This is a genomic window from Aeromonas sp. FDAARGOS 1415 (assembly GCF_019048365.1).
In the GTDB taxonomy this organism is placed as follows: Bacteria; Pseudomonadota; Gammaproteobacteria; order Enterobacterales; family Aeromonadaceae; genus Aeromonas; species Aeromonas taiwanensis.
The window spans coordinates 4,064,524-4,081,790 of sequence record NZ_CP077363.1 but is presented as its reverse complement, the minus strand read 5'-3'; the positions used below and the strand labels follow the sequence as shown (position 1 = coordinate 4,081,790).

Here is a 17,267-nt window from a genome sequence, read left to right as displayed (position 1 = left end):
GTGTCAGAATTGATTGATTTTTTGCGCTGGTTCAAAGTTATGGCCCGGGGCGGGCCGCCGGGCGGGGCTGCGGGATGGCCAAACGGCGAGCACGGCGGGATTTCCCCCCGTGAGGCCCACACTGGCGCTTGCGGCGGGCATCCCGAGTTGGCTAAGGTGTCCGCAAGCACATGCACCCAGGGAGATAGGCATGGACAACATATTGCAGGCTCTGTCGGTACAGGTCACCGGGGCACGGGATCTGGAGAGCCTGACCCGGCCCCTGCTGGAGATGCTGGAGACGGTGACGGGGCTGGAGTCGACCTACCTCACCCAGATCGATCTCCAGCAGAGCACCCAGCACATCCTGTTTGCCCGCAACGCGGCCGGGCTGGAGATCCCGGAGGGGGCGACGGTGGAGTGGCACGACACCCTGTGCCGGCGGGCCATCGACGAGGATCGCCGCTACAGCGACGACGTCACCGACAGCTGGGGGGATTCCCAGGCGGCCAGGGCCCTGGGCATTCGCACCTACCTGAGCAGCCCGGTGCGCACCTCGTCCGGCTCCCTCTACGGCACCCTGTGCGGTGCCAGCGCCGAGCGCAAACCCCTGGTGGCGGGGGCGGAACACCTGATCGCCTTCTTCGCGCGGCTCATCGCCGAGCACGTGGAGCGGGAGCAACTGCTGCACCAGCTGCAGCGGGCCAACAACGAGCTCTCCCGCCAGGCCCTGTCCGATCCCCTGACCGGGCTGCCCAATCGCCGGGCCCTGATGCTGGAGCTTACCCGCCTCTTCTCGTTGTCGGAGCGGGCCGGCCATCCGGTGCTTATCGCCTTTATCGATCTCGACGGCTTCAAGGGGATCAACGACACCCACGGTCACGAGGTGGGGGATCTGCTGCTCGTCGCCATGGCGCGGCAACTGAGCGAGACCCTGCGCGGCGGCGACATGCTGGCGCGGGTGGGGGGCGACGAGTTTGTCGCCGTGGGCATGGGGCCCATCCCGGAGGCGCAGACGGTGGAGGCGGCGGTGCAGACTTTCCAGCGCCGGCTGTTCGAACACAGCGTGCTGCAACTGCCCCTCGGCAGCGAGCAGTCACTTCACTACCCCGGTGCAAGCGTAGGGGCGGTGGCGGTCGATCCTGGGCAGATCAGTGTCGACGAGGCCCTGCGCCAGGCCGATGCGCGCATGTATGCGGTCAAGCGCCAGCGCCGCGCACAGGAAGAGAACCCGGTGCCGCCGCGCCCCCATTGAAGCAACGGGCCCCGGCAAAGGCGCGAGGTCGGCTTGATATGGCCCATGGTGACCCGGGCCCCCGGGTGCTAGGATGTCGCCCACTCAATCAGTGCGGAGCCCCCTTCATGACAACCCCCCTTATCGACCGTGTTCGCGCCCTGGGCGCGCGCGCGGCTGCGCTCGTCGCCGGCCTCTCGGAGTTCCAGCAGCGCATCTGGGTGGTCAGCATCGTGCACGATGCCTACACCGACACCTTTATCGTCAACGAGGGGAGCTTCGAGGAGCCCATGCAGTGGATGCACCGCAAGGGCTACAGCGCCGAGATGCTGGCCCGGGTCGAGGCCATGGCGCGCTCCCAGGTGGTCCAGCTGGAGTTTGGCGGGCAGCGTCATCGCCTGATGCGGGTGAAGTAAGCCCTCTCTGCCCGACGTGCTGCCCGTCCCCCTGACCGACAGGCCACGCTGCCCGAGCCACCTCTTGCCGTCAGTCAGCGCCGAGAACGGACATGGAGGTGTGGCGTTGAGGAGGGGCATGGACGCAGAGGAAAGGGGGCTGAGGGCGCCGGGGCCAGGCCCCGGCGTGGGAAGGCTCAGGGGGCGGGGAAGTATTTGTGCTGGATCTGCTGGAACGCGCTGCTGGCCAGCACCTGGGTCAGGCCGTGCTGGAACTCCCTGACCAGGGCGTCGTCCACCGCGTGGCTGAAGGCAAAACAGAACTGCTCGGAGCTCAGCACCCAGCGCACCTCGAATAGGGCGGGATCCAGCTGCTGGGCCTTGATGAGATCCATCAGGGTGGACTTGTTGCTGGCGATGAGCGCGACCCGGCCCGAGGTGAGCATCTTGAGCGCCTGGGGAAGGCGGTTGGCGGTCATGATCTTCTGCTCGTCGAAGCCATTGTTGAGCAGCAGCTGCTCCCCCACGTCGGCGCGCACGGCGGCGATGGTGTGTTGCTGGGCATCCTCCATCCGGGTCAAGGTCAGGGGGCGGCTGGCGAGCCCCATCAGCACGATCTCGGCGTAGCCGATGGGGCAGGCCCACTTGAACAGGGGATCGCGCGCCTCGGTGCGGGCGGTAGAGAAGAGCACCACATTGGGCTTCTGGGTCAGCAGGTAATATCCCCTGGCCCAGGGAAGGACGCTGACGGGCTGGGGCGGGGTGCCCGTCCTCTGCCACACCTGGTGCAGCAGCTCGACGGCAAGGCCGCTGGGGGCACCATCCTCCCCGGTGAAGTTATAGGGTTTGTACTCCTCGGTGAGGTAGTGCAACTTGGACAGCGCGGGGCTTGCCAGCGCCATCTGGCCGCTCCAGAGTGCCACCAACAGGGCGGCGGCGAGCCTGCCCCAACCCCTTGTGCTTGTCGTTCCCATCCTGACCGTCCCGCTGCCGAGTGCCCAGTGTAAAGTGTTACCAAGTCACGCCGTTTCGCCAGCCGGACATCCGGATCCCCGGTGATGCCGCCCCCACAAGAAAAAAGAGGGGCGCCTGCAGGCCCCCTCTTTTTCTTGTCACCACGGGCCTTGCCGGCCGCTTGTCATCACCTTACCAGGCGGGACGGGTGTGGCCGAGGGGCTTGAACGCCTCGTCGCGCAGGCCTACCAGCAGGGTGTCGCCATCTTCCTGCAGGCGAAACTCCCCGTAGCGCGCCCGCTCATACTGCGCGGCCGTCCCCTCCTCGAAGAAGAAGGCATCGGGCCCGACCCGCCACTGGCCGTGGATCTGGTGCACCTTGAGCAGGCGCTGATCCCGGGCCAGGGCGTCGGGGTCCCCCTCTTCCACCCAATGCGCCACCTGTTGCCCGTCCAGACGCACCACCAGGGTCCGGGTGGCAGCCTCCTGACGGCCCGTCAGCTGGCGGGCGAGGGCGTAGTCGAGGCGCATGTAGTCCCCCTGCATCAGGGAGCGGGGGTCGACCGGGGCGAGTTCGAGCAGCACCACCTCGCCGCTGCCCATGGCGTGCTCGAAGCGCCAGACGGTGGCATTGATCCCCGCCAGAATGGCGAGGCCGACAAGAAACAGGGAGAGGCGTCTCATGATGTTTTCCTCCCGTGCAGGAGTGTGTGCCCTGGATGGTGGCCGAGAGGCAGGGTGCCAGGCTCTGTGGTTAGGTCCGGAAACAGGGGGATAAGCCTCATGATTTGTTCCTCCCGTGCAGGTATTTGAGCCCCTGGCGGGCGCCGAGCAGCACGGCGCCCGACCCCAGCAGCAGCCAGGACTTGGTCATCAGGGTCAGCCCGAGATCGTAGTAATAGAGGGCGCCGAAGCCCAGCAGCAGCAGGCCGGCCAGGGTCATGAGGGTGAGGCTGCCGGCATAGAAGCCGAGCACCAGCACCAGGGCGCCGGCTCCCATGCCGGGGATGAGGGCGCTGAGCAGCACCAGGGGCAGGCAGGCCAGCAGCGGCAGGCGCAGGTGCACCATGACCCCCAGCAGCAGGGCGGCGCAGAGCAAGGGGTTGAGCCAGAGCGGCAGCCGGGAGGGGCCGAGCTCGTCCAGCACGCTGGCGCCGCCCTCCCAGAGCGGGTGGTGCAGCCGTCCCAGCACCAGCAGGGAGAGGGCCAGCCCCAGGGTGAGGGACTCATAGAGCTGATGGCGAACGGGATCGCGCTCCGCTTGCAGCCAGCAGAGGGCGGCAGCTCCCATCACCAGGGGCAGGGCCAGCAGTTGCAGGCCGAGGCAGGCGAGTCCAAGGGCGAGCAGGATGGCGGCGGCGAAGCTGTGGAACAGGCGCACCAGCCAGTGTTCGAACAGGGCGGCGATGCAGAGCGACAGGGCGGCGAGGCCGAACCAGAGCGGGGCGTGGTGCAGATCCAGCCGGTCCAGCAGGCCGTAGAGCAGCCAGGCATCGGCGGCCAGCGCCAGCGCCAGCACGAACTGATCCCAGAGATCCGTGCGCCGGGCGGTGCGATTGAGGCCGAGGGCGGCGGCCATCAGCACGGCCCCCATGGTGAGGGCGTGGTTCGCCTCCCGGGTGAGGCTCTCGAAGGCCATGAACAGGAAGAAGAGCAGGAAGAGGGCGGCTATCCAGCCCACCATGCCGAGCAGGAAGCGGCTCGACCAGTGGGGCTGCTCGTCACGGGGGAGCTCCCCCTCCACCAGACGGGCGGCTCGAAGCCGCTCCCAGGGGGTCAGGTCAGACATGCTGCCTCCGTTGTTGTTGCAGCCAGCGGCTGGCCAGGACCGACAGACCGATGGCGATAAGGGCGAGCAGCAGGAAGCCGTTCATGTCGGGCTCCATCCACTTGCCAAGGGCCGCGAGGATCACGGCGATGAGGCTCAGGCACCCCATGGCGAGGCCGGCGATGAACCTGTGGTGCCAGCGCAGGTAGGCGGCGCCGAGCCAGGCGAGCCAGACGGGCCAGACCCAGGGGGAGGCGGCATTGAACAGGGCCAGCAGGGCCAGCAGGGTGATGCCGAGCCCGGCGGCCAGCCCGGCAATCCAGGAGGGCATGAGGGCGAAGCGGGCGGGGGCCAGGATCAGCAGGCCCCAGAGGGCGGCATTGAGCAGGGTCAGGCACCAGCCGAGGGCCTCCTCGTCGAAGGAGAAGAAGAGGTCGAACAGGCCGAGGCGCCAGTAGAGCACCAGGGCGAGCTGGCCGAGCAGCCAGGCGAGCGTCCAGAGCAGCGGGCTCCTGCCGAGCGCCGCCAGGGGCAGCAGCAACAGGGCCCAGGTGGCGAACAGCTGCCAGGGATCGGCGCCGGTCTGGTAGGTCTGGCCCACCAGGGCCAGCAGGGCGCCGAGGTTGAGGGCCAGGGCCAGCAGCAGGGCCTGGCGCGGCGTGTCGGCCAGGGGCCTGCGCCAGAGCACCACCAGCATGGCGAGCAGGGGCAGCTCCAGCAGGGCGAGGCGCGAGAGGCGGCCGAGCACCTGCCAGTTGAAGGCGACGAAGAACACCAGACCCGCGCCGAGGCAGAGGCAGCCGAGCCAGAGCAGCAGGCGATCGAACAGCCACTGCCAGCGGGCGGGGCCGGGGGGCAGCTCACAGTGCGCGAGGGCGGCGGGCAGGGACTCCCGGGGGAGGTGACCGCGTCTGACCCAGTCGAGCAGGGTCTGTCTTGAGGTGACGTGCATGGCGAGGCTCCTGATGCCGTCGTGCCTGAAATGTAAGGCATTATGGCACGGCGCCGTGCCGTGGGGCAGATCTGGCGGCGTGAAGGCGACGGCAGGGGGCGCAGAGATGAAAGCGCAGAGATGGAAAAGCCCCCGCCGTGAGGCGGGGGCCGGGGTGACGACCGGGGTGGCGGTGTTGATCAGTGCTCACGCTGATCCCACAGCCTTGTGTCCGGTTCGTCAGACGAAGATCAGGGTGCTGACGCCCAGGCCCACGAAGAGGATGGCGCAGGCGATGCGGATCCCCTTGAGGGGCAGCTTGTCGGCCCCGAGCTTGCCGATCAGCACCACGGGAACGTTGGCCAGCATCATGCCGAGGGTGGTACCGGTGATGACCTGGACCAGGGAATCGTACTTGGCCGCCAGCAGCACTGTGGCTATCTGGGTCTTGTCGCCGATCTCGGCGATGAAGAAGAGCACGAAGGTGGCCATGAAGGGGCCGTACTTGTCCAGGGAACTCTCTTCGTCGTCCATCTTGTCCGGCACCAGGATCCAGGCGGCCATGGCGATGAAGGCACCGGCCACCAGCCAGGTCATCACCTTGGGGTCCATCCAGCGGCTGATGAACTCCCCAATCCAGGCAGCACCCGCATGGTTGAGCAGGGTAGCGGCCAGCATGCCGGCGATGATGGGCCAGGGTTTGCGAAAACGACAGATGAGCAACAACGCCAGGAGCTGGGTCTTGTCGCCGATCTCGGCGATGGCCACGCTCAGGGTGGAGGTTAACAAGGCTTCCATAAATATGACCGGGGGACGGAATTGTTATAAACCAAAGACAAGCCTGCGCCATCCGTCCCCGGTTGTGGCACTGGCCCGTCAAAGGTCTTGTCAAATCCGGCTTTGACCGGATCACCCTGACCATGGTGAGTTGGCACCAAGTATGTTGATCAGGGTCGCGCAGGGTGATACCCGTGGCGAGACTACTCCCCCTCGATGGGAGCCGGCATTCTAGGGAAAAAGCGCGGGAGAGACAAGCAGATCAACCGCCTACCAGCTTGACCTGAAAGCCCGCCTTCTCCAGTTCGGCCTTGATCAGGTCCCGTTTGTCCCCCTGGATCTCGATGACGCCCTCCTTCAGGCCGCCGCCGGTGCCGCACTTCTTCTTGAGCAGGGTGGCGAGGGCCTTCTGTTGATCCGCCGGCACGCCGTGGATGCTGATGACCCCGGCGCCCTTGCGTCCCTTGGTCTCGCGGCGGATGCGCACGACCCCGTCGGCGGGGAAGGGGGAGGCGTTCTGGGCGGGGGCGGATTCCTTGATCATGCCGCCGTCTGTGCTGTAGACCAGGCGGCTGTTGTTGTCGTGACTCATGGCAATTCTTTGTCGGTTAGCGAAGCGGAGTTTGATTTTACGCAAATTAATGTTGGGGGCACAGCTTATAATCCCCCAACTAAAAGCGAATTATTCTTGTTTAACTTCAGGAGCCCGTCATGGTACTCACACAGTTGTCGCCGGGGCAGAGTGCTCGCATCAAGAACATGAACCACCTTGGTCGTCCCCTGCGGCGCAAGCTGATGGTGATGGGGCTGCTGCCCCAGACCGAGATCCTCTATCTGCGTACCGCCCCCCTCGGGGATCCGCTCCAGATCCAGTGTCAGGGGATCTGCCTCTCCATGCAAAAGAGCCTGGCCCGTCAGATAGAGGTGGAGCTGGTATGAATCACGCTTCCCATTTCATCGTTTTCTCAATGCCGGGTCTTATCGGAATGAATTCCCCACAAGCACAGAGCCCGGCCCCCTACAGCATCGAGGTGGAGCCGGTATGAATCACGCTTCACATTCCATCGCTTTCTCTATGCCGGGTCGTATCGATATGCATCACACACGCGAACAGAACCTGGCCCACAACAGTATCGAGGTGACACCGGTATGAGCTACAACCTGGTCACGGTCGGCAACCCCAACAGCGGCAAGACTTCCCTGTTCAACGCCCTGACCGGCGCCCGCCAGCAGGTGGGCAACTGGAGCGGGGTCACCGTCGACAAGAAGATGGGGGAGTTTACCGCCGGAGGGCACGATTACACCCTAGTGGATCTGCCCGGCATCTATGCCCTGGCGAATCAGGAGGCGAGCCTGGACGAGCAGATCGCCAGCCGTTTTGTCCAGCGCCAGCAGCCGGATCTGCTGCTCAACGTCATCGACGCTGCGAACCTGGAGCGCTCCCTCTATCTCACCCTGCAGCTGCGGGAGCTGGGGCTGCCCATGGTGGTGGTGCTCAACAAGCTGGATCTGCTGCAAAAACGCCGCATCACCATCGACGAGGGGCTGCTCGGCCAGGCGCTCGGCTGCCCCGTGGTGTCGCTCTCGGCCCACAACCGCCAGCAGGTGGCGGCCTTCAAGGCCAGGATCCATCAGTTCATCGGTCAGCCCCAGCAGGCTCTGGTGCTCGATTATGGTCAGCCCCTGGAGAGGGAGCTCGCCGAGCTGGAGACCCTGCTCGCCCCCCACCACCTGAATGGCCGGGGCCGCGCCCTGCGCCTGCTGGAGGAGGACGTGGCCATGCAGGAGACCCTGATGGCGGGTCAGCAGGCCGCCGCTGCCAACCTGGTGAGCCGCGCCCACCACGCCCAGGACATCGACCTGCAGCTGGCGGACTTGCGCTACGGCCACATCCATCACTGGTGCCAGCAGGCGTGCCGCCGGCAGGGCAAGCTCACCGTCGCCCAGAGCGAGCGGCTGGACAGGGTGCTGCTCAATCGCTGGGTGGGCATCCCCTTCTTCCTGCTGGTGATGTACCTGATGTTCATGTTCGCCATCAAGGTGGGCAGCGCCTTCATCGACTTCTTCGACATCCTGGGGGGGGCCCTGTTCGTGGACGGGGTGCACCACCTGCTGGGGCTGATCAGTGCCCCCGACTGGCTGGGGGCCGTGCTCGCGGACGGCATCGGTGCCGGCCTGCAGACGGTGGCGACCTTCATCCCCGTGGTGGGCTGCCTCTTCCTGTTCCTCGCCATGCTGGAGAGCTCCGGCTATCTGGCCCGGGCGGCCTTCGTGGTGGACGCACTGATGCGCCGCCTCGGCCTGCCCGGCAAGGCGTTCGTCCCCATGCTGATGGGCTTTGGCTGCACCGTGCCCGCGGTGATGGCGACCCGCACCCTGGGGTCGGAGCGGGAGCGGCTGATGACCTCGGCCATGGCCCCCTTCATGTCCTGTGGCGCCCGTCTGCCGGTCTACGCCCTGTTCGCGGTAGCCTTCTTCCCCGAGTCGGGCCAGAACCTGGTGTTCGGTCTCTATCTGTTCGGCATCCTGGTGGCCGTGCTCACCGGCCTCTTCCTGCGCAGCACCCTGCTGCCGGGCAAGAGCGACGCCATGGTGATGGAGATGCCGGACTACGAGTGGCCCCGTCCGGTGGACGTGGGGATCCGCACCTGGCAAAAACTCAAGGGCTTCATCTTCGGTGCCGGCAAGACCATCGTCCTGATGGTGGCGGTGCTGAGCGTGCTCAATTCCCTCGGCACCGACGGCAGCTTCGGCAACCAGGATCAGGAGCGCTCGGTACTGAGCCAGCTGAGCCAGTCCGTGACCCCGGTGCTGCACCCCATCGGCGTGCGGGACGACAACTGGCAGGCCACGGTCGGCATCCTGACCGGCATCTTCGCCAAGGAGGCGGTGGTCGCCACCCTCAACAGCCTCTATGCAGGAAGTGCAGGCGACGGGGAGGAGAGTGAATACTCCCTGCTCGGCAGCCTGCAGGAGGCGCTGGCCACCATCCCCGCCAACCTGGCGGACATCGACCCGACCGACCCCATGGGGATCAAGGTGGGGGATCTGGCGGACAGGCAGGCGGCAGCCGAGGCCCAGGAGGTGGATACCTCCACCTACGGCAACATGCAGACCCACTTCGACGGGGTGGCCGGGGCCTTCGCCTACCTCTTGTTCGTGCTGCTCTACATGCCCTGCGCCGCCGCCATGGGCGCCCTGGTGCGGGAGACCGGCCGCCAGTGGGCCCTGTTTACCGCCGCCTGGTGCAACTACGTGGCCTTCCTGTGTGCCACCGTGTTCTACCAGCTCGCGACCTATGCCGCGCACCCCACCCAGAGCCTGATGTGGGTGGGAAGCTACGGCGGCTCGCTGGTGTTGATCTGGTGGCTCGGCCGCCGTCACGGCGACATCGTCGCCCGCAGGGTGGTCACCCTGTGACGGGACTGGCGGGCGCCAAAGAGGAGGCAAGCTCATGATATTGCGGGATCTGGGGGAGTACCTGGCCGAGCACCGGCGGGTGAGCCGGCAGGAGCTGGCCCGCCACTTCCACACCTCCGAGGATGCGGTAGAGGCCATGCTCGGGGTCTGGATGCGCAAGGGGCGCGTTGCCAAGCGCGAGACCCGGCTCTGTGGCGGCTCCTGCTGCGGCAAGAGCGAGGAGGTGATGTTCGAGTGGTGCGATCCCGGCCGCATAGGGCTGGTGCAGCGCGGCTGAATGCGCATGAAAAAAGGGAACCCGAGGGTTCCCTTTTTGTTGTCTGCTGCGTGCCGCCTGGGCGCCTAGAAGAGATCTTCATCGTCCTTGGTGGGTTCCAGGCTCCAGCCGCTGGCCGCCGCGCTGTTGCCTATCTGCCCCTTCTCGCGCCAGAGTTTGATCTTGAGGCGCAGGTTGTTCTGGGAGTCTGCGTTCTTCACCGCCTCCTCCTCGTCGATGACCCCCTCCACCACGAGATCGAACAGGGTGCTGTCGAAGGTGACCATGCCAAGGGCCCTGGATTTCTCCATGATCTCCTTGAGGCCGCCAAACTCGCCGCGCTTGATGAGGTCGCGCACCGTGTGGGTGCCGAGCATCACCTCCACCGCCGCCCGTCGTCCGCCGTCCGTGGTCTTCACCAGCCGCTGGGAGACGAAGGCCTTGAGGTTGTTGCCCAGATCGTTGAGCAGCTGGGGGCGGCGCTCCTCCGGGAAGAAATTGATGATGCGGTCCAGCGCCTGGTTGGCGTTGTTGGCGTGCAGGGTGGAGATGGCCAGGTGCCCGGTCTCGGAGAAGGCGAGGGCATGCTCCATGGTTTCGCGATCGCGAATTTCGCCGATGAGGATGACGTCCGGCGCCTGACGCAGGGTGTTCTTCAGCGCCGCGTGGAAGCTGCGGGTATCCACCCCCACCTCCCGCTGGTTGATGATGCACTTGTGGTGGCGATGGACGAACTCCACCGGATCCTCGATGGTGATGATGTGGCCGCCGCTGTTGCGGTTGCGGTGATCGATGAGGGCCGCCAGCGACGTGGACTTGCCCGAGCCGGTGCCACCGACGAAGAGCACCAGGCCGCGCTTCTCCATAATGGTATCGAGCAGCACGGGGGGGAGCTTCAGATCCTCGAAGCGGGGGATCTCGGTCTTGATGTTGCGCGCCACCAGGGAGACTTCGTTGCGCTGCTTGAAGATATTGACCCGAAAGCGGCCTATCTGGGGCAGGGAGATGGCGAGGTTCATCTCCAGCTCCTTCTCGAACTGCTGCTTCTGCTCGGCATCCATGATGCCGTCTGCGATACGGGCCACTTCACCGGGTTCGAGCAGGGCCTGGCTGAGGGGGCGCAGGGCGCCGTTGAACTTGGCGCAGGGGGGGGCGCCGGTCGAGAGATAGAGGTCGGAGCCATCCTGTTTGGCCAGCATCTGTAGCATGTCTCTCAATTCCATGTGTTGCCTCGTCAATCAAAGGGATAGGGGAGCGCCGTGCTTGAGTGTACAGCCTCAGGCACCGGTCAGTTTTTCACGGAACACAAAAAACACCGCGCCCAGGATGCACAGGCCGGCCCAGAGGTAGTCCCATTTCAGGTCCTCTTTGAGGTAGAAGATGGAGAAGGGCACGAACACGGTGAGGGTGATCACCTCCTGCAGGATCTTGAGCTGGCCGACCGACAGCACGGTGTGGCCGATGCGGTTGGCGGGCACCTGCAGCAGGTATTCAAACAGGGCGATGCCCCAGCTGACCAGGGCGGCGATGATCCAGGGTTTGTGGTTCATGCTCTTGAGGTGGGCATACCAGGCAAAGGTCATGAAGACGTTGCTGCAGATGAGCAGACCGATACTGGTCACGATAGGGTTCATTAGGTTCTCCTTTAAAATCAACGCATTTTATCTCGACTCCCTGGGTTTCCATAAGGGGCGTCAGAGGGTATTTTTAACCCACAGGATGTCAAAATAAGGTTGAACGGGATGGGCAAGACAAGCCGGGGTGTGCTTGGTCTGCTGTTTGCCAGCTGGGCGCCCGTGATGGCTTTGGCAAACGGAGCGCCAACCCTGACAGTGGTCACCGATGTGTGGCCGCCATTTCGCATGATCACGCAGAATGACGAGTTCCATGGTCTGGACATCGACATCCTGCGCCAGTTGCAGGCGCGCAGCGGCATAGCGATGACCCTCAAGCGGGTGCCCTGGGGGCGCGCCCTCAAACAGATGCAGACCGGTCAGGCGGATCTGATGATAGGGCTGGCCCACACAGAGGCGCGGGCGACCTTCATCGACTACCTGCAACCGGCCTATTACCAGTGCCAGCCGGCCTTCTATGGCAAGGCGGCGGCGGTGGCGACCCTGAACACCTACGGGGATCTCCGTGGCCGGGAGATAGGCTATGTGCTCAACTCCGCCTATTTCTCCCCCTTCGACGGGGACACCGGGCTCAAGAAGCACGGCGTGCCCACCGAGGATCAGCTGCAGCGCATGGTGGAGCGGGGGCACCTGCCCCTGATGATCGGCACCGACTGCCAGGTGGACTACGCACTGAGCCAGCACAATGCCGGCGAACTCGTGAAGGCGGCCTATCGTCCCCCTCATCCCGTGGTGCTCTATCTGGGCATGAGCAAGCGCTCACCCCACCACGCCCTCGGCCCCAAGCTGGCGCAGGCGTTGCAAGCCATGGTGGAGAGCGGCGAGATAGGGGCGCTGGCCAAGCCCTACCAGCCTTGACCTCGGGTGGTAACACGCTGTTATCATGCAGCTTTCCTGCCTGTCCCCCCGGGGACGGGCATCCGTCTCATCTCGGGGACCCCGCGTGTATCTCGCTCTCATCCATCGCCAGCAGCGCTGGCAGCGCCGCTGGCTGCTCGCCCTGGCGCTGTTGACCCTGGCCCTGTTCCTGCTCTCCCTCGCCTGGGGGGAGTTCGTGCTGCTGCCCTGGCACCCCCTGGGGGAGCTGGAGCTGCGCATCCTGCTGGATCTGCGGCTGCCCCGGGCCGTGCTGGCCCTGCTGGCAGGGGCGGCGCTCGCCTGTGGCGGGGCCGTGCTCCAGGTGATGCTGCACAACCCGGTGGCCGAACCCGGCCTGCTGGGAGTCTCGAGCGGTGCGGGCCTTGCCGCCATGGTGGCCATGGCGGTGGCCAAGGCCCTCGGCATCTACCTGCCGGGATGGGGGCTCTCCTTCGCGGCCTTTGGCGGCGCCCTGGTGGTGACCATGTTGCTCATACAGCTGGCCCGCCGGGCGCGGCTCGGCCATACCCGGCTGCTGCTGTTCGGGGTGGCCATCGGCATCCTCACCAACGCCGCCATGACCTGGCTGATGTACTTTGCCGATGACGGCGCCCTGCGGGAATACATGTTCTGGATGATGGGCAGCCTCGCTTACGGCAGCCAGCAGTTCGCCTGGTGGTGGCTGGTGCTGCCGCTGACCCTCGGCTGGCTCTGCCTGCAGGGGCGGGCGTTGCAACAGCTGCTGCTGGGGGAGACCCAGGCTCGCCTCATGGGCATGAACGTGGAGCGCATGCGGGTGCGGTTGGTGCTGGCGGTCTGCCTGCTCACCGGCGTGGCGGTGTCCCTGTGCGGGGTCATCGGCTTTGTCGGCCTGGTGGTGCCCCATCTGCTGCGCCTGTGCGGTGGCAGCGATCAGCGCTTCCTGCTGCCCGCCTCGGCGCTGGGCGGCGGGGCCCTGCTGCTCGGCGCCGATCTGGTGGCCCGCTCGGCATTGCACGCCGGGGAGCTGCCCATCGGCGTCATCACCGCCTCGGTCGGGGCGCCACTCTTCATCTATCTGTTGCTGAGGCAAGATGCCCATGCCGGCTCCTGACATTAAGGGCGAAGGGCTCCCCGTGCTGGAGGCCCGCGCCCTCGCCATCGCCCACCGTCTCGCCCCCCTGGATCTCGCCTGGACCGGGGGCCAGCTGGTGGCGCTGCTCGGCCCCAACGGCAGTGGCAAGTCGAGCCTGCTGGGGGCCCTGGCCGGCATTCTGCCCGCCGAGGGCGTCGTCTTGCTGGGAGGGGAGGCCCTCACGGCCCTGAGCTGGCCCGAGCTTGCAAAGCGGCGGGCCATGCTGCCCCAGCGCCAGCCCCAGCTGTTTCACATCCCGGTGTTCCAGGTGCTGAGCCTGGGGCTGGGGGAAGAAGGGGAGGCGCAGGCGCAGAACCGGGCCGTGGCCGAGATCTGCGGGGCCCTGGAGCTGGAGGGACTGCTGGCGCGGGACTTCAGCCGCCTCTCTGGCGGGGAGCAGCAACGGGTGCTGATCGCCCGCACCTTGCTGCAGCTGTGGCCGGGCCTGAACCCGGCCGGGCGGCTCCTGCTGCTGGACGAGCCCCTGGCGGGGCTGGATCTGCACCATCAGCTGGCGCTGCTGCGGTTGCTGAAGCGGCTGGCCGGACAGGGTCTGCTGGTGGTGGTCGCCATCCACGACATCAACCTGGCCATCGACTGGGCGGATCGCATTCTCTGCCTGCAGCAGGGCAAGGTGGTGAGCGAGGGGGGCGTCGAGGTCATCGACGCGGCGCTGCTGGAGCGGGTGTTCCAGATAAGGACGGAGCGCATCGAGGCGGCGGGCCGGGTCTGGTTTATGCCGAGTCTTTGAGAACGGAGCGCAGAGGAGAGATAGCGTTTGTAGGGTCGATTAGCGAAGCGTAATCGGCCGCCTGCAAGAATAAGGGGCCAGTATCAGGAATACTGGCCCCTTTGCTTCTATTCGCTGTTCAGCCCAGCTTGTCCAGACGTACCTTGGCCGCTTCGGCCAGCATGGCCAGCAGGGTTTCGGTGTCTTCCCAGGACAGGCAGGCATCCGTGATGCTCTGGCCGAAGGATGATGACACAGCCGTTACCCCTGGCGGGTTTTCTCCAGACGCACCTTGGCGGCCTCTGCCAGCATGGCCAGCAGGGTTTCGGTGTCTTCCCACGACAGGCAGGCATCCGTGATGCTCTGGCCGAAGGTCGCGGCACAGCCGTTCTCCACGTCCTGACGCCCTTCCACCAGGAAGCTCTCGGCCATGATGCCGGCGATGCCGGTGCGGCCGCGGCGCAGCTGATCGCAGATGTCCTGGGCCACCAGCAGCTGACGACGGTGATCCTTCATGCTGTTGCCGTGGCTGAAATCCACCACCAGGCGCTCGGGCAGGCCCACCTGGGCCAGGGCTTCACACGCCTCGTCGATGCTGGCGGTGTCGTAGTTGGGTCGGTGGCCGCCGCGCAGGATCACGTGGCCGTAAGGGTTGCCGGCGGTGCGGTAGATGGTCATCTTGCCGTCCTTGTCCGGGGAGTAGAAGATGTGGCTGTGACGGGCGGCGCGCACCGCATCGATGGCGATGCGGGTATTACCGTCGGTGCCGTTCTTGAACCCCACCGGGCAGGAGAGAGCGGAGGCCATCTCGCGGTGAACCTGGGATTCGGTGGTACGCGCACCGATGGCACCCCAGGTGATGAGATCGCTGATGTACTGGCCGGTCACCATGTCGAGGAACTCGGTGGCGGTGGGCATGCCGGTCTCGTTGATGTCGACCAGCAGCTTGCGGGCCAGCTTCAACCCTTCATTGACGTCGAAGCTGCCGTCGAGGCGCGGATCGTTGATGAGCCCCTTCCAGCCGACGATGGTGCGCGGCTTCTCGAAGTAGGTGCGCATCACGATGCACAGGCTCTCTTTGTACTCTTCACGCAGTTTGTTCAGACGCAGGGCGTATTCGTGGGCGGCGGCGGGATCGTGGATGGAGCAGGGGCCGACGATGACCAGCAGGCGCTGATCTTCCCCGGCCAGAATGGCTTCCACTTGGCGGCGGGCATCCAGCAGGTTCTGGGCCACGGTGTCGTTTAACGGGAAGGCGTGCGCCAGCTCGCTGGGCGTGATCAGGGACTCCAGGCGACGGGTGCGCAATTCATCGGTGTGAATGGACATACGACTCAATTCTCGAGTGGATAGGGGGGCGGGACGCCAAAATGCAAGGGAATAAAATAAAGCAAAACTCCCCCGATGGAAACCTCGGGCGGCTCTGATAGGATGTGAGCCTAAAAGCCATTCCAAATGAGGTAGTTATCGTGGCAAAGCCAGGCGCGACCGGGATCACCCGCATCATCAACGCAACCGGTTACAGCATGAAAGGTCTCAAATCGGCCTGGATTAACGAGGCCGCCTTCCGCCAGGAGCTGGTGCTGATCCTGCTGCTGATGCCGCTGGCATTCTGGATAGGTGACTCCCTCAACGAGATCCTGCTGCTGGTCTGCATCAGCTGGCTGGTGGTGATCGTCGAGGTGATCAACTCCGCCGTGGAGGCGGTGGTGGATCGCATCGGCTCCGAGCATCACGAGCTCTCCGGTCGCGCCAAGGATCTGGGCTCCGCCGCCGTCTTCATCGCCCTGGCCCTCAACGCCCTGGTGTGGGGCGCCCTTGTGGGCCGCAACCTGCTGGGGTGGTGGTAGGTTGCGGGAGCAACCTTTCTCCTGACATAAAAAAGCCCGTCATTACGACGGGCTTTTTGCTGGGCGGATGAGCGGGCTCATCAGTGGAGGATACGGGCACGGATGGTGCCGCCGATCTCCTTGAGACGGGCCAGGGCCTTCTCGCTGTGCTCGGTCTCCACGTCGATCACCACGTAGCCGATTTCGCTGCTGGTCTGCAGGTACTGACCGGCGATGTTGATCCCCTCGTCGGCGAAGATCTGGTTGATCTGGTTCATGACGCCGGGCTGGTTGCGGTGGATGTGCAGCAGGCGGCTGGAGCCCTTGTGACCCGGCAAGGAGACTTCCGGGAAGTTGACGGCAGAGAGGGTGGAGCCGTTGTCGGAGTACTTGACCAGCTTGTTGGCCACTTCCAGACCGATGTTCTCCTGGGCCTCCTGGGTGGAGCCGCCGATGTGGGGGGTCAGGATGACGTTGTCCAGGCCGCGCAGGGGGGTCAGGAACTCCTCGTCGTTGGACTTGGGCTCCACCGGGAAGACGTCGATGGCGGCGCCGGCCAGGTGACCGCTCTTGATGGAGTCGGCCAGGGCCTCGATGTCCACCACGGTGCCGCGGGAGGCGTTGATGAAGATGGCGCCCGGTTTCATCATGCGCAGCTGCTCGGCGCCGATGAGATCCTTGGTGGAGGCGGTCTCCGGCACGTGCAGACTGATGACGTCAGACATGTTGAGCAGCTCCACCAGGTTCGGCACCTGGATGGCGTTGCCCAGGGAGAGCTTGTTCTCGATGTCGTAGTAGTAGACCTTCATGCCGATCATCTCGGCGATGATGCCAAGCTGGGTGCCGATGTGGCCGTAGCCGATGATGCCGAGCTTCTTGCCGCGCGCCTCCACCGAACGGTTGGCCAGCTTCTCCCAGACGCCGCGATGGCACTTGGCGTTCTTCTCCGGGATGCCGCGCAGCAGCAGCAGGATCTCCCCCAGTACCAGCTCGGCCACGGAGCGGGTGTTGGAGAAGGGGGCGTTGAAGACGGGAATACCGCGCACGTGGGCGGCATCCAGGGAAACCTGGTTGGTGCCGATGCAGAAACAGCCGATGGCCACCAGCCTGGTGGCGGCGTCCAGCACCTTCTCGGTGATCTGGGTGCGTGAACGCAGGCCCACGAAGTGCACGTCACGAATGCGCTCGATCAGCTCCTCTTCCGACAGGGATGTCTTCAGATACTCGATATTGGTGTAACCGGCGGCCCGAAAGGTCTCCACCGTGTTGGGATGGACTCCCTCCAGCAGCAGTACTTTGATCTTATCCTTGTCCAGCGAAAACTTGGCTGTCATGACGTTCCCTCTATTGTTTTTGAAAATGCGTTCAGGCTTGCAGTGTGAAGAAAA

General features: G+C 65.3%; 19 protein-coding genes. 9 read left to right on the top strand and 10 right to left on the bottom strand.

Features of this window, described 5'->3' with window-relative positions:
• Positions 1-190: 190 nt before the first annotated feature.
• Positions 191-1,234 carry a sensor domain-containing diguanylate cyclase gene (locus tag I6L45_RS18875; RefSeq protein WP_216982938.1) on the top strand — a complete coding sequence of 348 codons (1,044 nt, stop codon included), beginning with the start codon at positions 191-193 and terminating at the stop codon, positions 1,232-1,234.
• Positions 1,235-1,341: 107 nt separating this feature from the next.
• Complete coding sequence (locus I6L45_RS18870; RefSeq protein ID WP_043759628.1) at positions 1,342-1,629, top strand: hypothetical protein; 288 nt, start codon at positions 1,342-1,344, stop codon at positions 1,627-1,629.
• A 176-nt stretch (positions 1,630-1,805) separates the two neighbouring features.
• Here the strand turns inward: I6L45_RS18870 and I6L45_RS18865 are convergent, their stop codons facing one another.
• The 6 genes from I6L45_RS18865 to I6L45_RS18840 all read right to left on the bottom strand — a co-directional run bounded on the left by I6L45_RS18865 (position 1,806) and on the right by I6L45_RS18840 (position 6,630).
• Positions 1,806-2,510, bottom strand: coding sequence for an ABC transporter substrate-binding protein (locus I6L45_RS18865; RefSeq protein ID WP_216984247.1), 705 nt, complete (start codon positions 2,508-2,510; stop codon positions 1,806-1,808).
• A 244-nt stretch (positions 2,511-2,754) separates the two neighbouring features.
• Positions 2,755-3,246 carry a GDYXXLXY domain-containing protein gene (locus I6L45_RS18860; RefSeq protein WP_216982937.1) on the bottom strand — a complete coding sequence of 164 codons (492 nt, stop codon included), beginning with the start codon at positions 3,244-3,246 and terminating at the stop codon, positions 2,755-2,757.
• 97 nt (positions 3,247-3,343) lie between these two features.
• On the bottom strand, positions 3,344-4,351 hold the full coding sequence (locus I6L45_RS18855; protein ID WP_216982936.1) for a DUF4401 domain-containing protein: 1,008 nt from the start codon (positions 4,349-4,351) through the stop codon (positions 3,344-3,346).
• Positions 4,344-5,282 carry a DUF2157 domain-containing protein gene (locus tag I6L45_RS18850; protein ID WP_043759636.1) on the bottom strand — a complete coding sequence of 313 codons (939 nt, stop codon included), beginning with the start codon at positions 5,280-5,282 and terminating at the stop codon, positions 4,344-4,346. The genes I6L45_RS18855 and I6L45_RS18850 overlap by 8 nt, the downstream gene beginning before the upstream one ends.
• Positions 5,283-5,501: 219 nt before the next feature.
• Positions 5,502-6,059, bottom strand: a complete 558-nt coding sequence (locus I6L45_RS18845; RefSeq protein WP_043759638.1) for a TMEM165/GDT1 family protein — start codon at positions 6,057-6,059, stop codon at positions 5,502-5,504.
• Between the two features lie 241 nt (positions 6,060-6,300).
• Positions 6,301-6,630, bottom strand: coding sequence for a translation initiation factor (locus tag I6L45_RS18840; protein WP_043759639.1), 330 nt, complete (start codon positions 6,628-6,630; stop codon positions 6,301-6,303).
• A gap of 119 nt (positions 6,631-6,749) precedes the next feature.
• Here I6L45_RS18840 and I6L45_RS18835 point away from each other — a divergent pair, with 119 nt between their 5' ends.
• The 3 genes from I6L45_RS18835 (at position 6,750) to I6L45_RS18825 (ending at position 9,735) form a co-directional block, all read left to right on the top strand.
• Positions 6,750-6,977, top strand: a complete 228-nt coding sequence (locus I6L45_RS18835) for a FeoA family protein (RefSeq protein WP_216982935.1) — start codon at positions 6,750-6,752, stop codon at positions 6,975-6,977.
• Between the two features lie 210 nt (positions 6,978-7,187).
• Complete coding sequence (gene feoB, locus I6L45_RS18830) at positions 7,188-9,458, top strand: Fe(2+) transporter permease subunit FeoB (RefSeq protein WP_216982934.1); 2,271 nt, start codon at positions 7,188-7,190, stop codon at positions 9,456-9,458.
• A gap of 34 nt (positions 9,459-9,492) precedes the next feature.
• Positions 9,493-9,735 (top strand): FeoC-like transcriptional regulator, encoded by a 243-nt coding sequence (locus I6L45_RS18825; protein ID WP_216982933.1) that lies wholly within the window; start codon positions 9,493-9,495, stop codon positions 9,733-9,735.
• Positions 9,736-9,800: 65 nt separating this feature from the next.
• Here the strand turns inward: I6L45_RS18825 and tapW are convergent, their stop codons facing one another.
• A complete protein-coding gene (gene tapW / locus I6L45_RS18820; RefSeq protein WP_043808178.1) occupies positions 9,801-10,937 on the bottom strand; it encodes a type IVa pilus ATPase TapW in 1,137 nt (378 codons plus the stop codon).
• 54 nt (positions 10,938-10,991) lie between these two features.
• Positions 10,992-11,348: a DMT family protein gene (locus I6L45_RS18815; RefSeq protein ID WP_025327402.1), complete on the bottom strand. Its 357-nt coding sequence runs from the start codon at positions 11,346-11,348 to the stop codon at positions 10,992-10,994.
• 108 nt (positions 11,349-11,456) lie between these two features.
• Here I6L45_RS18815 and I6L45_RS18810 point away from each other — a divergent pair, with 108 nt between their 5' ends.
• The 3 genes from I6L45_RS18810 (at position 11,457) to I6L45_RS18800 (ending at position 14,071) form a co-directional block, all read left to right on the top strand.
• A complete protein-coding gene (locus I6L45_RS18810) occupies positions 11,457-12,206 on the top strand; it encodes an ABC transporter substrate-binding protein (RefSeq protein WP_216982932.1) in 750 nt (249 codons plus the stop codon).
• Between the two features lie 85 nt (positions 12,207-12,291).
• Positions 12,292-13,299 (top strand): vitamin B12 ABC transporter permease BtuC, encoded by a 1,008-nt coding sequence (gene btuC, locus I6L45_RS18805; RefSeq protein ID WP_043759648.1) that lies wholly within the window; start codon positions 12,292-12,294, stop codon positions 13,297-13,299.
• The gene (locus tag I6L45_RS18800; RefSeq protein ID WP_216982931.1) at positions 13,286-14,071 is read left to right on the top strand and encodes an ATP-binding cassette domain-containing protein; all 786 of its coding nucleotides are present in this window, start codon (positions 13,286-13,288) and stop codon (positions 14,069-14,071) included. Before btuC ends, I6L45_RS18800 begins: the two co-directional genes overlap by 14 nt.
• A gap of 240 nt (positions 14,072-14,311) precedes the next feature.
• On the opposite strand, the gene I6L45_RS18790 is transcribed toward I6L45_RS18800, so the two are convergent.
• On the bottom strand, positions 14,312-15,379 hold the full coding sequence (locus tag I6L45_RS18790) for a 3-deoxy-7-phosphoheptulonate synthase (RefSeq protein WP_134696465.1): 1,068 nt from the start codon (positions 15,377-15,379) through the stop codon (positions 14,312-14,314).
• Between the two features lie 140 nt (positions 15,380-15,519).
• On the opposite strand from I6L45_RS18790, the gene I6L45_RS18785 reads away from it, so the two are divergent.
• A complete protein-coding gene (locus I6L45_RS18785; RefSeq protein WP_210550424.1) occupies positions 15,520-15,900 on the top strand; it encodes a diacylglycerol kinase in 381 nt (126 codons plus the stop codon).
• A gap of 80 nt (positions 15,901-15,980) precedes the next feature.
• On the opposite strand, the gene serA is transcribed toward I6L45_RS18785, so the two are convergent.
• Complete coding sequence (gene serA / locus I6L45_RS18780) at positions 15,981-17,213, bottom strand: phosphoglycerate dehydrogenase (RefSeq protein ID WP_216982930.1); 1,233 nt, start codon at positions 17,211-17,213, stop codon at positions 15,981-15,983.
• Positions 17,214-17,267: the final 54 nt, after the last annotated feature.

What these genes read in the sequence shown, in the direction of transcription:
- I6L45_RS18870 (WP_043759628.1), top strand. Translation starts at nt 1,342, where the DNA reads ATGACAACCCCCCTTATCGACCGTGTTCGCGCCCTGGGCGCGCGCGCG.
- tapW (WP_043808178.1), bottom strand. Translation starts at nt 10,937, where the DNA reads ATGGAATTGAGAGACATGCTACAGATGCTGGCCAAACAGGATGGCTCC.
- I6L45_RS18850 (WP_043759636.1), bottom strand. Translation starts at nt 5,282, where the DNA reads ATGCACGTCACCTCAAGACAGACCCTGCTCGACTGGGTCAGACGCGGT.
- I6L45_RS18860 (WP_216982937.1), bottom strand. Translation starts at nt 3,246, where the DNA reads ATGAGACGCCTCTCCCTGTTTCTTGTCGGCCTCGCCATTCTGGCGGGG.
- I6L45_RS18855 (WP_216982936.1), bottom strand. Translation starts at nt 4,351, where the DNA reads ATGTCTGACCTGACCCCCTGGGAGCGGCTTCGAGCCGCCCGTCTGGTG.
- I6L45_RS18825 (WP_216982933.1), top strand. Translation starts at nt 9,493, where the DNA reads ATGATATTGCGGGATCTGGGGGAGTACCTGGCCGAGCACCGGCGGGTG.
- serA (WP_216982930.1), bottom strand. Translation starts at nt 17,213, where the DNA reads ATGACAGCCAAGTTTTCGCTGGACAAGGATAAGATCAAAGTACTGCTG.
- I6L45_RS18835 (WP_216982935.1), top strand. Translation starts at nt 6,750, where the DNA reads ATGGTACTCACACAGTTGTCGCCGGGGCAGAGTGCTCGCATCAAGAAC.
- I6L45_RS18845 (WP_043759638.1), bottom strand. Translation starts at nt 6,059, where the DNA reads ATGGAAGCCTTGTTAACCTCCACCCTGAGCGTGGCCATCGCCGAGATC.
- I6L45_RS18840 (WP_043759639.1), bottom strand. Translation starts at nt 6,630, where the DNA reads ATGAGTCACGACAACAACAGCCGCCTGGTCTACAGCACAGACGGCGGC.
- I6L45_RS18875 (WP_216982938.1), top strand. Translation starts at nt 191, where the DNA reads ATGGACAACATATTGCAGGCTCTGTCGGTACAGGTCACCGGGGCACGG.
- I6L45_RS18815 (WP_025327402.1), bottom strand. Translation starts at nt 11,348, where the DNA reads ATGAACCCTATCGTGACCAGTATCGGTCTGCTCATCTGCAGCAACGTC.
- I6L45_RS18800 (WP_216982931.1), top strand. Translation starts at nt 13,286, where the DNA reads ATGCCGGCTCCTGACATTAAGGGCGAAGGGCTCCCCGTGCTGGAGGCC.
- I6L45_RS18865 (WP_216984247.1), bottom strand. Translation starts at nt 2,510, where the DNA reads ATGGCGCTGGCAAGCCCCGCGCTGTCCAAGTTGCACTACCTCACCGAG.
- I6L45_RS18790 (WP_134696465.1), bottom strand. Translation starts at nt 15,379, where the DNA reads ATGTCCATTCACACCGATGAATTGCGCACCCGTCGCCTGGAGTCCCTG.
- feoB (WP_216982934.1), top strand. Translation starts at nt 7,188, where the DNA reads ATGAGCTACAACCTGGTCACGGTCGGCAACCCCAACAGCGGCAAGACT.
- I6L45_RS18810 (WP_216982932.1), top strand. Translation starts at nt 11,457, where the DNA reads ATGGGCAAGACAAGCCGGGGTGTGCTTGGTCTGCTGTTTGCCAGCTGG.